Below are 16,810 nucleotides of genomic sequence, written 5' to 3'. Positions count from 1 at the left end.
TCTAAATATATGATTTACTTTTTATTTTTTCCTATCCCGACCCATTTCCGCAACATATCTGACAGGGTTTGTTTCAACAATGGCTTAGTTAAAAAGTCCGACATCCCGCCCTGCATGCATTTCTCCTTTTCTCCAGGAAGGCTTCCAGCTGTTAATGCAATAATAGGAATTTCAACATTTTTTTCCATCGATCTTATTTGCTTTGTTGCATCAATGCCATTAAGCTGCGGCATCTGTATGTCCATTAAAATAAGATCGGGACTTTCTTTTTGGTATTGCTCAACTGCTTCAGTTCCATCTTTTGCCTCGATGATAAATGCCTGCGGAAGAATATCTTTTAAATAAGTTTTTGTAAGTAACAAATTAACAGCATTGTCTTCAGCAATCAAAATTTTTATTTCCTGTAAATTCACTTCAGTCATCTTATTTTCTGCTTTTTTAGTCCCTTTCTTCTCAGAGGTCTTTAAAGCGGACAAAATCTGATACATCTGCTTCATACGAATAGGTTTGATCAAACGGTTTTCAATCTCTAATTCGTCACATGCATGTTGAAGCTCAGTGTCGTCAGAAGAACTGTACAAAACGATATACGGAGCAACATCAGAAGTACCCGGCATCATATTTCTTATTTTTCTGATGGTTTCAATTCCATCCATTACAGGCATGTGATAATCCATGATAATCACATCGTAATCAGACCTTTCCATGATCATGAGCAATGCTTTCATACCACTATCAGATTCCGTTACCTCTATATTTTTTCGTTCCAACATCCTTTTCAGGATTTTTCTGTTGTTTTCGTTATCATCTACTATCAGCACTTTTTTAATGCCGCTCAGACTTAGATCGTATTCTTCCCCCTGCGTATCAAACTGCATATCGAAGTAAAAATCGCTCCCTTCTCCCTGTTCGCTTTCCAAGTGTAAAACACTGTCGAGAAGAGCCAGGATTTGGTTTGATATTGTGAGCCCAAGACCTGCGCCCCTATATTTCTTACTGATGCTGCCGTCTTCCTGCGAAAATGCTTCAAAAATTTCAGACTGTTTTTCCTTGTTGATTCCAATTCCTGTATCGCGAACTCCAAAGCGAATTCTTTTTTTTCCTTCTCCCAAATCATCCAGTACCTTCACATATAAAACAATCTCACCCTCTTCTGTAAATTTCAGAGCATTGCTCAACAGATTCACGAAAACCTGTTTTAAACGCATTGCATCAGTCCAGATATATACAGGTATAGCATCGTCAATATCCAGGATCATTTCCAAATGCTTTTTTCCATTGTTGTAAAAAACAATATTAAAGGCTTCTGAAACCAGCTCTTCTATCTCTACTTTATCAAGATTCAGCTTAAGTTTTTGTTTCTCCAGTTTTGAGAAATCAAGTATATCATTGATTATACTGTACAGGGATACTCCGGATTGGTTGATAATTTCCATGTACTGCCTTTGCGTGTCGTCGAGATTAGTTTCCAAAAGAAGTTCGGTAAAACCGATGATACCATTGAGAGGGGTTCTGATCTCATGACTCATGTTGGCTACAAATTCAGATTTCAGAGCGTAAGCTTTTTCTGCAAGCTCTTTCGCTTCCAGAATATCGATTTCTATTTTTTTGCGTTCGGTAATGTCATCTTTGGATGTTTCAAAAAGCACATCATCATTATTTAGAAACTGCTCCTTTTCTTTTATCAAAAAGCATTTCGAAGCCTCCTTTAAGACCTCGCTGAGAATATCTGTTTCTGTTTTATCAGGATTTTTATATTCACTGTCAAAAAAATTTAAATAAGCAACAAAATGATCATCTGACTTTGGAATCAGATAGCTTCTGTGATATTGAAATTCTGTCTCTTTAAATTTATAAACTGAGGTGTCACCTTCAGGATGAAAATCAGGATTCTGTTGATAGATTTGATTTGGAGAACCATCGTTAGTTGCTATAACATAAGCCATTCCATCTGTGACAATACTAATGCTGCAATGTTCCGTGTTGGTCATCTTTGCAGCGGTGTAAAGTATAAAATCAAAAACGCCGCTATATTTTTTTTCGAATGCTTTCAATCTGTCAATTTCAGATTGAGAATAATTATTGCTTTTAAAATGATCCATAAATAAGCGCTGACAAAAGCAGGATTAGATTGCGGTAAAGCTGTAATAAACATTGATGGAGTAAGTAGTGTTTTCCTTTCCTACCAAACCCTGGGCATCCGCTGGAGAAATGGTATATTTTACGTTCAGCTGGCGGTCCAGAACCGGTGTGCCGTTAAAGAGAATTTTTTGTGGAGTTTTGGATAATGGTACATTTACAGAACTTCCATCGATCCCAATCTGTAATATGTTTGAGTTGATGCTGGTTTGAAGGCCACCTTTTTTAAAATAATTTTCGTCTGATTTTACATAAAGTTCAAAACTTTCATTATTGGATAATATAATCTGGTTTGGAATTGTCTGTGACTGACCATTTGCGTATAATGCTGCCGTGTTAAAATTAAAATTTACATTTTTCCCTGAACCGGGGATTGTGATCTCCGATCTTGGAAGCACTTTTATCTGAACGGCAGTATTTTGAAAACTGTTGATCTGATTATCTTTACTTCTGGCATCAAAATTCAGTTCAAATGTATAGGTTCCTGCTTCAAAAAAGTAATTTTTAAAATCATCAGCTGAAATATAAAGTTCTGGTATGAAGTTGTTTCTGTTGCCTGCTGCAACATTTAAATCAGTTGCAGAAAAATTCTGAAAAGCGGCAGATAACGATTTTGTCACAAGCGCAGATCCTGTACTTCCCAATTTAATACTGCCTATATTTCTTGTTGCGGGAACACCTTTGGAGGAAGTAAACTGAACAGTTGCGGCAGCTGCTTTTGCCCAAAAATTAAAATCGACAGTATTTGCGAATTCTGTATTCCCCAAATCCCACACTTTAGTGCCCGTACCACGGTAGTCATTTAAAGAGGATATTTCGATGTATTTTGTCAAAGAGTTTGTTACCCAACGTATTGATGACGGAATGACTAAAATTGTTTTAAAATTAAGTGGTGTGAAATCATTATAATTCTGAGCAATATCCATAGAATAATTTCCGGCGCGGAAGGCATTTGCAGAAAATTGTGAGGCAGGTATTTTAAATGTAAAATTAATATTTCCCTTGTTAAACGCTGCTCCGAAAAGCAGGGATCCCGGTGGTTCAAACCATTTTACAGCACTGGGACTGAAAGACTGAAAACCAGGTAAATAACCCGAAAATCCTGTACCCGGCAACTGCCCTCCCATACTCTCCAGCTGCCATGTAAGAACGCTGGCGGGTAAAGTTGCTGAAGAAGAAGGCATCGTAAAATTCTGCCCTGATGTAGAGGTAAATGCGGGAGCTACCGGTCCAAATCCCAAAAAGCCGTAGATCCAGTTTGTTCTGTTGGGGTTCGACATTACCCTTGTAGGCACTGACGTGAATTCTGTTCTGTTATAAATATTATTTTCAGGAATAGTCAGAAATATATCCTGAGCTTTCATGACTGATGATCCGAAGCACAGAGTATAAATTCCCGTTAAAAAAAACCTCATCGTTTTCATACCTCTAAATTTAAAACTTTTTCACCTTAATGGTTGTGTCTTTCTTTTTGTATTCAAAAATGACATCAGCTGAGTAACCTTCTTTCGTCACCTGAATGGTTTGTCTTGGTTGTGTATAGCTGTACTTGTCATTTTCAATATAGATTTCATACTTTCCATCTTTCAGGAAAAATTCAAATTCATTTTTTTGGTTGACCAAAGCTGTATAGATCAATCCATCTTCACCTTTTGCATACACAGCTATACCGGTTACATCAGTATCCAAAACATCGTAAGCCTGTTTGATCTCGGTTAATTTTCCACTTACTCTGATGTTTTTTACGAGGCCTACCTTACGGTTGATATTTTTACTCACCATTATTACAGGATCCATCATTAATCTGGCACCTGCACTTTCATTCACTTTCAATGTATAAATACCGTCGGGTACATTTTGAAAAACCACTTTTCCGTTTTTATCCGTCATCGCGATATAATCGTCCAGTTTTACAATCTCTTCAGCGAATACCTTTTCACCTGAATCCGGAAGTCCGTTGAAATTTTTGTCTTCAAAAAACTGGAATGTCACTTTATGATTTCCAAGGGCAGTAGCTGGTGCAAAATATTTTTTAATTCCCACTCTGAACTGATAATAACTCCCGCTGGTTGAATACTCAGCTGTAGACTTATAACCTGACAGATTAAAATATCCCGTGCCCGACCAGGAAGATGAAATCCTGTATTCAAGATTTCCGGTGATATTGGTGTTTAAATTTTTATAAAGCTCCGAATAAAAAGTTCCTGCTGAAAAAGATCCGGTTAAATTATTACCCAGTGTGTGAAAGTTGTACGATGCGTACACATTGTAGTTGGCAAATTTACGGTCTGTATTATAAAACGAATTTAAATCAAAAACGTTGGTTGCGTTCCACTGTGCTGTGCCGTTGAGAGAGACCGATTTATATCTGTACGACAAAGTTGTTCTTAAACTGTTGAACCAGTCTGATTGATTGTCTGCGTTTGAATAGGAATATTCCGCAGTCAGGTTGATCGCATGGTTGCCCAGTGTTGTGCTGATATTGGTTTCGAGTCTGTAAGAAAAAAGTTCGTGCGATGTGTAAATATTAGCTGTTTTTTGCTTTTCAATTTTTGGAGAAACAAGGAAATTCCAGTTTTTTCCATTAAACTGGTAACCTGTTGCCAACGCTTCTGTACTGTTAAAATAATAGCGTAAATTGGTACTGATCTCAGGCTGATAAGGTGCATTCTGCGAACTCAGAAAACCGGGGTCTAACTGCGAGTTTTGATACTGTACAAATGCCCGCTGAGACTCAGAAAATTGTCTGCCGATTCTTTGGTTTGAGAAAAAAGATCCTCTTTTGATCCCTGAATAACTTTTGGTGGCGAATGAATTGATAGACTGCAAATCCCATCTTCCCAATTTTCCTTCGTAATTTGCTCCTGCCAGTCCACCTGCATTTTCATCCTTATTCACAAGTCCTTTCTCATGACTTAGACCAAACTCCGTACGGACAGTGTGTTTGCCGGCAATTAAAAAAGATGTTACGGCATTCGCCAGTTGCGTATCGATATTTAAACGCGGATCGTGGTCGTATATATATGAGATTTTGCCATTTAGAGTTTTGGCATTTCCAAACCCGTATTTTGCACCCACTACGTTAGACCCATTTATTTGCCGGAAATATGTACTGTAGAGATTGTAATTGTTTTCCAGCGCAAGCAATTCGATCTGTTTGTTATTACCAAATTTGGTGGAAACTTTTGCACCTCTTCCGAAAATCGGGTATTCGTAATCTGTGCTATTGATATTTCCAACGCGTAACACCGTATTTTTTCTCTCCATTTCCAGCCAGGTATCATAGATGTTATAAAGACCTCCTTCCATAAAGTAATCTGTACCGATATTGAAGCGCGATTTCACGTTTTCACTCATCTTAAACGCTGTATTTGCTCTTAATTGCAAAAAATTAAAACCTGAACTATTTTCGTTGTAGCTCATTTCCGCAAAATTACTTCCGTTTACAGATTCGGGTCCTCTGGCAATCTGTCTGTTGTTTGACAAAATGAGTAAATGGAGCGTGTTGCTGCCCACAATTTCATTGGTAATAAGATCTGTGGCGATTGCATTGATATTGAATTCAGGAAAAATCGTGTTGTGCTTTCTGATTACAATTTTGATCTCGACAGTTTGTTTTTCCAAAGCTTCAAGAGTAACAGTCTGTTGTTTTGGCATCATTTCCAAACCATCAGGTATCGATTGAAAGTCAATTTTTACGTTCCTTCTACCGTAGCCCTGGTTTTCTACAGTGAGTAATACTGAAGAGTCCGGCGCTGCGGGGTTAATGAAATTTTCGAAAGTCTCCGTATAAATTGCGATGTTTCTGTTTTCCTCTTTTTTAGCCAGAAAAGATGTGCTTTCAGTTCTTGTTACAGATGAAATTGAGTATGAAACCTGAAATTTAATCTCACTGGATTTCAGCTTCATAAAATCTACATTGGCAATCATTTTTACCGGGAGATTTTTAGACTGTCCTGCATCCAGTATAAATTCATTTTTAGGATAGAAAAGTAATCCCGGATAATTTTCCTGCGGCACTATATTCTGAATGGTTACAGCTTCAGAACTTTTATTCTCAATCAAGAGGAAATTGGTAAAAGTTGAACCTTTTTCAACTGCTACACTGTCTTTTTCAAAATAGATATTGATATCCTTCTTATCCTGCGAAAAAGCAAATGAAAAGTTTAAAAGAACAAATGCTAAAAGTAAAGTTGTTCTCCTAAGAATTAATACCGACATTCTATTTTTTTGTTTTAAGACTTAATTTTAAAATTTAAAGTTTTTCTCGCCTACGCGTAAATCATTGGATCCTGCCATTTTAATAATGGCCACGCCAAGAAAATTCCCTGAAATATTCTCCGGTAAAGAAAATTGAACTATCTGATTGGTGTCGGGGAGCATGGATATCGCAGTTGCAGGCAATTTTATTTCCTTACCGCTGTCTGTATTGGTGAGTTCAAACTCAACAGTCGCATCATTGATCGTGTTTCCGTCATTATGGATGCTTACTGCGACTTTTCTTTCTGCAGGCTTATCGGAAGACACCTCTGCAATATTTGTAATATCAAGGCTTTTCACCTGGTTTCCGGTTGGTGTATAAAAAATATGAAGACCAACCTCAAATAATGTGATGATACCAATCCCGTTTTTGGCCTTTGCCTGATCTGCCTGCTGTGGTAATTGCGTGAAGAAAAGCATGCTGTTGGTAACTGCAGATTTTGATGCATTTGCCGGAATCTTCATGGTTACTACAATCTCTTTTGTACTTTTCGCAGGAACTGTGACAGCGTTTTCTAAAGTTGAAACCCAGGCAGCATTAGAAGTTTTTGAACTTCCTGCATCAAGATAAACCTTATTTCCGTTTTCTTCTCTTACCCAGTCTTTATAGTTGAGATTAAAGACGTAATCTTTGTCTGAGCTGTTCTGAAGCGTGACTGTCTGAGTCACTTTTTCTCCCGGATTGCCTGTGAAAAACAGACGTGTAGGTGACATAGAAATACTTTGTGCCAGAGCTGAAGAAGCTGCTGTAATAATTAGGAAAAGGAAAAGATGAATAAACTTGCGCATGGTGTAAATTGTTTAAAATAAAAGATTCCCAAAACTACTGAAACGTAACTAAAGGAACCTTTACAATCTTAAAAATTTTATTATAAAGCAGTCGCAGTATAAGTTACTGTTTGCGTGTAAGTTCCGGCTGGTTTACCTAAAATATCAGAAGATGATGATTTCGCTGCAGGAATCATATAGTCCAAATTCAATGTCAAAGCACTTCCCAGTGGAGCATTTGAAACTAAAGTCTGATCAGTTTCAGATAAAACTACAGCTGTTTTTGTTCCTCCCATTGTTCCCGCAGATGCAGCGGCTTTAATTGTCAAAACATTTACAGGGATTGTGTTTGTTCCGTTCAGGAAATTAGCCCCTCCTGCTTTTACCTTAACGTTAAAGTTTTTCGTAGAAGTGATTTTTAAAGAGTTGGCTTTATTAACCGTTTGATCAGAATTGTAATCTGCTGCAGTAGCGTAGTTAAAATCCACATTATTACCGATTGCGGTACTTCCGGTATCGATAGAAATTACATCATTCAGAGTAATGTTTACGGTTGTGGTTGCATTGGTATTCTGTGCCTGAACATTACTCGTTCCTAATATAATTGCTCCGAAAGTTAAAGCTGCGATTACGATTTGTTTTTTCATGATAATAATATTTATTTTTTTTATTTTATTAAATTGTTCCCTTTGAACACTGCAAATCTACAGCAGCGATAAAAGTTTTTTTGTAGTTGAATATGGAAGTTTATGTAGTAAAATAACTACAAGGATTATTAATTTCCTTTAAAAAAACGTCCTAAAATGTAGATGTTAAGAACCTTTCTTATAAATAATTTTCCGGAATAACTACAATGCGGTTGCAGTATAAGTTACGGTTTGTGTGTACGTTCCGGCAGGTTTACCTAAGATATCGGCAGAAGATGATTTCGATGCCGGAATCAGGTAATCCAAATTTAATGTTAGGGCACTTCCCAACGGTGCATTTGTAACTAAATTCTGATCGGTTGTGGATAAAACTACAGCGGTTTTTGTTCCTCCCATTGTTCCGGCAGCTGTAGCAGCTTTGATTGTCAAAACATTTACAGGGATCGTGTTGGTTCCATTGATGAAATTAGCTCCGCCTGCCTTTACTTTAACGTTAAAATTCTTTGTTGAAGTAACCTTTAGAGAATTGGCTTTAGTAACAGTTTGATCCGAGTTGTAGTCTGCTGCAGAAGTATAGACAAAGTCAACATTATTGCCGATTGCAGTACTTCCGGTATCAATAGAGATCACATCACTCAACGTAATGTTTACCGTTGTAGTTGCGGTTGCATTCTGTGCCTGAACAGCGTTAGTTCCTGATATAATTGCTCCGAAAGTTAAAGTTGCGATTACGATTTGTTTTTTCATGAGAGTTTTATTTAATTTTTATTTTTGATTTTCTGTTCTCTTTTGAACACTGCAAAACTACAGTAGCGACAAAGGTTTCTTTGTAGTTGAAAATGGAAGTTGATGTAGTAAAATAACTACAACGGAATTATCTCAAACCAAAAGCCCCCAACATCCAGATGTTGAGGGCTTCTAAAAATTATTATTATTTCTAATTAAAGTGCTGTTGCAGTATACGTTACTGTTTGCGTGTAGGTTCCTTTAGGCTTTCCGAGCAGAACCTTTGATGCCTTTTCTGCAGAGATAGAATAGGCGATATTCAAAGTTTGATTTGCGCCTGAACTTGCATTGCTCACCAAAACCTGATCGGCTGTAGATAAAGTTACCTCATTCATGGTTCCCATCAGACTTCCACCCGATACTGCTTTTACCTGTAATACATCCACAGGAATAAGGTTTGAGCCACTTACAAAGTTTGCACCCTCAGATTTTATTTTGACGTCGAATTTTTTAGAAGAATTGATTACCAGACTGTTAGGCATAGCAACATTCTTCGAAGAATTATAATCTGAAGTATTTGCATAATTAAAATTTATAGCTCCGCCTGAACCAACAGCTCCCAAATCCATTGATATGACATCTGCTAAAATAATATTGACTGAGGTACTGACATTATCAGAATTTTGTGCCGACACGTGGTTGCTTCCCAAAGATATTAATCCCGAAGCAAACGCAGCAATAGCGATTTGTCTTTTCATAACAAAAATATTTAATGTGACTCGAATAAAATGGTGTGTTGAAATTTAATTTCAGAATTAAACTTCCTTTAAATCAAATGTAATACCATTATTTGACATTGCCAAATCCTTTATTCTTATTTTATTAAATAATTGACATTATGAAACTTGCGGCTGTTTTTCTCTGCTTTAGAAAGCTCTTATTATTATTTTGAATATACTAAACAATTACAAAACCAGGGTCAAATCCCCTGTCCATACGGAATTTTGTTTCGACAGAATGCCTCGCCGGAGGCAAAATCAATATTTTATTTCTATACTGTATCAATAACAACACGATTATTGCAGAAATTATTAAGCGTAAGAGTCTGTTTAAATTTCATCAAAATTAATTTCCACGAGCCTATATGGAGTTGATTTTAACGAAATTTCAAGGCATTTTTCCATCCTATAGGCTTGGGGAAAAGAAAAATGACTTGAAAATTTGTTTTTCAAATCATTTTAAAAAGGCTTTAATTATTTTAGTATTTCACTTTTTGGGTATCATTTTATGATAGTTGCTGATCAGGATAAACATTTTTAAGTGATTTTTAATTTATTAAATCTTTTATGATATCCAATCCTATAGTAATTTCTGTACTAATTTCTTTCTCCATATCTCTAAAATCTATATCCCGATCGCTTTTGTTCTCCCAGTGCAATGCAGATTCCGAAAGTCTGAAAAGACCTGCAGTTCCTGCAGTACCCTTAAGTTTGTGTAGAATCATTTTGGCCGCCGTGGCATCTTTTTCAGCTGCTGCAACACCTATATCATCTTTTGTTTGTGTAAGTTCTTTAATGACAAGATCTAAAAATATTTTTTTGAAATTTTCATCATCACCAATCTGCTCCCTGAGCATTTCCGTATTTATAAATTCCTCAGGAACGATTTCAGCTATAACGTCCCTATCTTTTTCAATGCCAATATATTTTTTGAGCATCTCCAACAGATCTGCCTGACGTAAAGGTTTCGGAAGAAAATCATTCATACCCGACTCCAGACACTTCTCTTTTTCTCCCAATACATTTCCTGCCGTAACTCCTATAATTGGCACATTTTCGTATCCTGGCAGGTGGCGGATCTTTTGTGTAGCTTCAATCCCGTTCATCACAGGCATCTGAACATCCATAAGAATGATTGAAAAATCTTTTTGCATACATTCTTCCAATGCCTCCAAACCGTTTACCGCTTCTGTTAGCTGTACATCTGGTATCAGTGATTTCATCAGCCGGTTATTCAAAACCATATTTACCGGATTATCATCTACTAAAAGAACTTCGAGATTTTTCATAAAGGAAAAATGATCCTTCTCCAAATTTTTAGGTGCAGAAACTTCTGTAACATTTAGCTGTGAAACACGTCTGAGAAGTTTGTAAAGATCATCAGATTTAATGGGCTTTAAGAGAAAGTAAGAATCATCTTCCTTACGGAAAGAACTAATCACGTCATGCTCCTCAGAAGAAGTGTGAAGAATTACGAGTGGTGAAGTCTCGCTTTTTTCGGTAAATAATTCTCTGATCTTTGTAACGGTCTCCAGACCGGAAATTACCGGCATATGATAGTCCATCAGTATCGCATCGAAACGGTCGCCTGCAAGCAAAATCTGTAAGGCTTCCATTCCGTTGGCAGCCAGAGTGGATTCTATATTTTTATAGTTAAGCATGTGTTGCAGAATGATTCTGTTTGCTTCATTATCATCCACCACAAGTACTTTTTTTATAGCGAGATCGTCATCCTCATTTGATTTTGATACTTCATAAGGAATTTCAATGTCAAAGAAAAATACAGAACCTCTGTCAGGTACACTGCTCAGCGACAAGTGGCTGCCCATATATCCCAAAATATTGTTTGATATGGTAAGGCCAAGACCTGTACCGCCATAACGTTTACTGATAGAGCTGTTTTCCTGAGTAAATGCGTCAAAAATATGTTTCTGCTTTTCCACAGGTATTCCTATTCCCGTATCCCGTACAGAAAATCTCAGAACAATATTACTGTCATCCATACGCAACTTTTCTACCTTAAGTTCAATTTCACCTTTTTCAGTAAATTTTACGGCATTACCGAGAAGGTTAATAAGGATTTGCTTTAATCTTGCCTCATCAAGCAAAAGGGTTTTTGGCAGACCTTGTTCTATATTCAAAAGAAGTTCAATATTTTTTTTCTGAGACTGATAAAGAATGACATTAATAACCTGACTCACCATTTCATAAACATCACTTTCTTCAATCAAAAGTTCCATTTTACCGGATTCTATTTTAGAAAAATCAAGAATATCATTGATAATGTTGAGAAGGTTTTCTCCGGATTCATTTATATAATTAAGGTATTGTGTCTGAATATCATTAAGATCTGTTCTCAAAAGAAGATCTGAAAAACCAATAACTCCATTCAGCGGAGTTCGGATTTCATGGCTCATGTTGGCGAGAAACTCAGATTTTGCCCTACTTGCAATATCAGCCATATTCTTGGCATTCTTAAGCTCTTCGTTGATCTTCACAGCTGTGGTGATATCCTGTACAGAGACAATGACACCTCCAATTTCATTATCAGACAGATACCATGGTCCAACTCTCAGGTCTAAATGCTGAATTTCATCCTTACCATCAAGTTGAATTGCGAAATCTTCATTGATGTATGTCTTACCCTGCAGAGCGGCGTGATAAATTTCTTTGCGCTCCACCGGAATGTTTGGTGAAATCACAAAGAGATTTTTTCCGATGATATCAAGGTCATTCATTTGAAATTCATCTTTCCATTTGCTGCTTACAGAAATATAATTAAGGTCTCTGTCGAACATCGCAGCAGCTGCAGGAACATACGTTACAAAAGATTGCATCATGGCTTCCTTTTTTGCAATATCAAGAAACATTTTCTTGAAAACATCAATGTCCTGAATGATACCGAAAACTCTTGTGCAAACATCGCCTTCAAATTCAGGAATTGCTTTTACCCTTACCCAAATTGTAACTCCGTCATTGCGGATGAGCTGAAATTCATCATCGTAAGGAATTCCCTCTTTTACTGCTCTGTGAAACAGATGTTCAACTTTTTCCCTGCTGTCTTCTGTATAAAAACCCATGGCGTTTTCGAGATCAGGTTGATAGTCGTCATTTATTTTATGAATTTCTTTCGTACTCTGCGACCAAAAAAGGGTGTTTTTTTTCAGATTCACTTCCCAACCACCGACCTGGGCTACGGAACTTGTCTGTTCAAGCATTTTTTTGGTATGAATCAGATCTTTTTCCAAAGCCATTCGTTCGGTGACATTTAGTGCCGTACTAATCACGTACGGCTTTACGTCCTCGTCAGTTTCCACCAGGTTGTGATACATCCATACCTGCTCAACACCTGTTTTAGACCTCAGAATCATGGTTCCAAAGTCTTCTTTCTGTTTATTGATGCGTTCGAGGTATTCATTTAAAGAAGGCCAGTTTTTTTCAGGAACTAGATCACGAAGGTTCAGATCCTTCACTTCATCACTGGAATACCGCAGCGTTTCCCTACCTTTTTCATTTACCGCAAGAATGTTTCCGTCCATATCATGCATACTCATCAGACCGATTGCATTTTCGAAAAAGCTTCTGAAACGTCGTTCCGAGCTTGCCAAACGGCCTTTCTCTTCAATCTGCATGGTGATGTTGGTTCCGAAGCAGAAGATTTCAGAAATTTCCTGATTGGGTTTTAGTACCCACTCCACGACTACCGAACTTCCGTCTTCAATTACTTTAGAGGTCGTAAAAGAGACTTCGTGAGCTTCCCTCATCATATCTTTCAAGTTTGAAAGATCTTTATCCGCTTCACCAAAAATCCCGGTAAAATCGAGCCCTTTCAATCTTTCTTTTTCTAAAGAGAAAATTTTCACAACTTCTGGATTGAAATCTTTAAACTTCAATTCGTCATCCAAAACACAAATTAGATTATTCGATATGTTAAAGATCTGCTGAAAATATTCCGCATAAGTTGCTTTTCTCTTTGCGGTTAAAAGTTTAGAAATAACATCTGACAGCTTTTTGAGTGCAGTAATCTGCTTTTCTGTAATTACTCGGGGCTTATAGTCAATCACACAAATTGTTCCCAGAGCAAAATTTTCTTCATCAAAAAATGGTATTCCTACATAAAATCTTATTCCTCCTTCTGCAATTAATGGATTTTGTTGGGATCTGCTGTCCAATAGCGTATCATTAATAATGACAATTTCCCCACTTGCAATTGAATATTGACAAACCGTATTCTCCCGCTCAACAGAATCGATATCCATACCGATACAACTCTGGATATTCTGTGTTTTTCTATCCATTATTGAAATTAATGAGGCAGGACAATCAGCTATCAGGCACGCAGTTTCTGCAAAAACATCAAATTGTGGATCTTTTCCCAGGTTGAGAAGATCAAAAAACTCTAATTTTTTCAATCTATCTTCCTCATTTGCAGGAAGGATTAAATTTAACATAATGAAAATAAATTATTTGTAAAAATAAACATTTATGATTACAAATTTTCAATTTAAGTACAATTTAATATAAATACAATTTGCAAAATCAATCCACTTACCCAACAAAAACAACGACCGTCATACTTTAATCCTAAAAAAAATTATTCGTCCATCAGATATCAGTTTTTCATTAATGCTTATAAATATGACTATGAATTAGATAAATAGATAGAGAAATTAATAAATTGCAGATTTTATTTACCAGGAATAAATATCAATACGAAATTTAGATTTTCATTTCCAATAGTGAGTCATCATAACATATAGTCTAAAATGATATTTGTGAAAAATTTAAACAATTGCCGATTTATTGAGATTTAAATATTATAAAAACATAATCTACACTATTTTTATACGCATGAAACTTCTTTTCCAACTACCAATTTTAAAATCAATTGATTTACTAATTGTAATAATGAACTTTCAATTATGCGTGAGACAAATCCAAAATACGAAATGATGTCGTTAAGATTTTAATATATCAAAGCATAACTCAATGCTATCTAATCTATCTCATGCCAAATATGATCTATTAAAGCTAATAACAATAATCCAGTCCTACCGATATCATCAACAGCTAAAAGGCTACAACTACAGAAAGTTGATGCCTTTTTAAATACCAGAAATAGTTCAGATGAAAAATTCTAAAAAAGATCGCTAAAAATTTACATAAAAAAATTACCTCTTTTTAACTTCCGCAATCGCAGCCTGAATCCCACCACCTGCACCTTCAAAGAAAGACGGACCAGCCAACAGATATACTTTTTCAAGTTTTTTTGTTTCGGAAAGTTTGTGTTCTTTTAAATAAATTTCTGAACGGTTAGCCATGACAATACCTTTTACCACATTTCCTGCTACCAAAGCCGTTGGAGAATCAATTCCGGCATCTTTTAAGTCGCTTGCAAAGGCAAAATTGGTTACGCCCAGTCTCATTGCTTCACGGGCTGCAACTTCTCCTACTGAAGTCATCAGTTCCGGAGTGAATTTGTTACGGTCTCCCAAACCAATCAGCAATAGTTTTTTTGCAGACATAGAACCTTTTGGAGGAGAAATCAAAAGAGTTTCCAAAGAATGGCCTTTGAACTGACCCGACTGTCTGATTTTGGTGAATTCACCTTTCAAAGCTTCATCCAGATGAACCAATCCGTTCAGGTTTGCGGGCAATGCCTGAGCGCTGTGGATGTCGTTATCTGTATATTCAAAAACACAGGCCATCTGCAATTGAGCGTCGGCTGAAGAAGGTCCCTGAACCAATCCTATCATAGAAATACCATCCACTGAGCCCCAGTTTTTGGATGTTCCGATTTTTGCAGGAGTTGCAGAAGAATTCGCTGTTGTAGTTTGTGCGAAAGTTAAAGTCGAGAAAACCAATCCTGCAATTAATAATGATCTCTTTATTGTATTCTGTAGTATATTTTTCATAATATTTTTTGTTTAGAGCTTTTAGCGGTTAGCTATTAGCTGATTATATTTTGTCAATTTATTTTTGTTTAATGCTTATCAAAGGTAGTTTCAGAAATAGATTCTGACATTGATGTGAGATAACTATTGAAATTCATTTTCAAATTACCGCATTCTCAAATTTTCAAATTAATTCATTAAAATTTGAATACAATTCTTGAATTAATAAAAAGACCATCTTTGTCATTTTCAATAATATCGTCTACAAACTCTCCGGTTTTGAAGTACTGAATTCCGGTGTTGAAGGTAAAAGATTTATTGATTTTATAATTAAAGCTTCCGAGGAAAGCTGTCCCGATGTATTTCTTTTTAGAATTCATTGAAGTTAGATTCAGAGAACCGCTCGGTCTGTAAACGCCGTCATGTAAAGAATATCTCCAGTTGAAAACCACATCGGCCTGAACCGTCATTTTGCTGTTTAAATCAACCGTTGCGTATGGATGAATGTCAATTAAATTCACAGGTCCGATTTGCGGATTAAATCCGAAGTAACCCCCTTTTGGATATAATGGATTGAACGTTCCCAATTTTCCGTCTCCTCTGTTTCGGTCTCCGGAAATATAATCGTTGCGAAGATTAATGGTCGGTTTTCCTTTCACATTTTCGAATAGATATCCGATGTCTGCAGAAGCGGTCCACGCGCTGATGGTTCCTTTATTGAAATTCCCGAACTGATAAGCTCCTTCAAAGTTGTAAATAAAACCACCGCCGTATCTGTAAAATCTTCCGCCCAAAGTATGTCTGGTTTCATCGCCTGTTCCATCTTCAAAACGGGTTTCCTTGCGGTGAATTCCTAAATAATAGAATTCCAGATTTCCACTTTTCGGAAGAGCTAAAGTGTTGTAACTTCCCCAAAGATTGACCGATCTAGAAGGTTTGTTATCAAAAACTCCAGTACCGATTTCACTCGCCATCATCATAAAAGCATCCGATTTGAAGTTTCCTCTTTTGTACATCAGTTTCAGTCCGTCAAAATAGAGTCTTAAGTTCGGACCTTCACGAACTGAAATTAATCTTCCACTTCCGTAATCCAGTTCTTGTCTTCCGGCACGAACGGTCAGTTTTTCTTTTTCATTTTTAATGGCATCCACGTCTATGAAAAGGTTCTGAACATTCAGATGGTCTTCGTCAATCGGTCTCGGTCCGTTTTTTCTGCCATTTTCCCACGCACTCCGCAACTGTCCGAAAACTCTTACTCGTGAACCTAAATGCAAATCTGCATGAACCGTATATCTCTGGATAAAAAACGGGTTGCTTCCAATTCCCAGTCTTCCCCAGTCTTCGTTTTCAAAATGAACAAATTCCGCCCTCGCCTCTCCGCCTAATGATAAATATTTATTGTTATTTTTTTCGGAAAGCGGAATGTATTTGATGGAATTATAAAATGTGTCTGCAGAATCTTTGTATGTGGAATAATTTTCATCAAACCTCATCAGTTTAAATTGTGCGGAGACATTTATCGAAAGAAAAATCTGAGCGATAAATAATATTAGATTTAGCTTTTTCATTGATTTGGGTTTGACGTTTTCAGGAATTA

Annotated in this window: 10 protein-coding genes; all 10 read right to left on the bottom strand. The window is 36.6% G+C overall.

The features are described 5' to 3' along the window. Positions 1-14: 14 nt before the first annotated feature. Positions 15-2,102: a response regulator gene (locus NG809_RS16965; protein ID WP_262152458.1), complete on the bottom strand. Its 2,088-nt coding sequence runs from the start codon at positions 2,100-2,102 to the stop codon at positions 15-17. A gap of 24 nt (positions 2,103-2,126) precedes the next feature. Next, positions 2,127-3,554, bottom strand: a complete 1,428-nt coding sequence (locus tag NG809_RS16960; protein ID WP_262152457.1) for a hypothetical protein — start codon at positions 3,552-3,554, stop codon at positions 2,127-2,129. 19 nt (positions 3,555-3,573) lie between these two features. After that, positions 3,574-6,360 (bottom strand): COG1470 family protein, encoded by a 2,787-nt coding sequence (locus NG809_RS16955; RefSeq protein WP_262152456.1) that lies wholly within the window; start codon positions 6,358-6,360, stop codon positions 3,574-3,576. 27 nt (positions 6,361-6,387) lie between these two features. Continuing rightward, positions 6,388-7,188 (bottom strand): WxL protein peptidoglycan domain-containing protein, encoded by an 801-nt coding sequence (locus NG809_RS16950; RefSeq protein ID WP_262152455.1) that lies wholly within the window; start codon positions 7,186-7,188, stop codon positions 6,388-6,390. 80 nt (positions 7,189-7,268) lie between these two features. Next, complete coding sequence (locus NG809_RS16945) at positions 7,269-7,814, bottom strand: peptidoglycan-binding protein LysM (RefSeq protein ID WP_262152454.1); 546 nt, start codon at positions 7,812-7,814, stop codon at positions 7,269-7,271. A 201-nt stretch (positions 7,815-8,015) separates the two neighbouring features. Continuing rightward, positions 8,016-8,561 carry a peptidoglycan-binding protein LysM gene (locus tag NG809_RS16940; protein WP_262152453.1) on the bottom strand — a complete coding sequence of 182 codons (546 nt, stop codon included), beginning with the start codon at positions 8,559-8,561 and terminating at the stop codon, positions 8,016-8,018. Positions 8,562-8,755: 194 nt separating this feature from the next. After that, complete coding sequence (locus tag NG809_RS16935; protein WP_262152452.1) at positions 8,756-9,298, bottom strand: peptidoglycan-binding protein LysM; 543 nt, start codon at positions 9,296-9,298, stop codon at positions 8,756-8,758. A 569-nt stretch (positions 9,299-9,867) separates the two neighbouring features. Next, a complete protein-coding gene (locus tag NG809_RS16930) occupies positions 9,868-13,770 on the bottom strand; it encodes a response regulator (RefSeq protein WP_262152451.1) in 3,903 nt (1,300 codons plus the stop codon). Positions 13,771-14,490: 720 nt separating this feature from the next. Beyond that, positions 14,491-15,234 carry a M17 family peptidase N-terminal domain-containing protein gene (locus tag NG809_RS16925; protein ID WP_262152450.1) on the bottom strand — a complete coding sequence of 248 codons (744 nt, stop codon included), beginning with the start codon at positions 15,232-15,234 and terminating at the stop codon, positions 14,491-14,493. Between the two features lie 176 nt (positions 15,235-15,410). Beyond that, positions 15,411-16,781, bottom strand: coding sequence for an alginate export family protein (locus tag NG809_RS16920; RefSeq protein ID WP_262152449.1), 1,371 nt, complete (start codon positions 16,779-16,781; stop codon positions 15,411-15,413). Positions 16,782-16,810: the final 29 nt, after the last annotated feature.

This window comes from Chryseobacterium foetidum (assembly GCF_025457425.1).
In the GTDB taxonomy this organism is placed as follows: Bacteria; Bacteroidota; Bacteroidia; order Flavobacteriales; family Weeksellaceae; genus Chryseobacterium; species Chryseobacterium foetidum.
The sequence above is the reverse complement of the archived record's forward strand: the minus strand, read 5'-3'. Positions and strand labels throughout refer to the sequence as shown.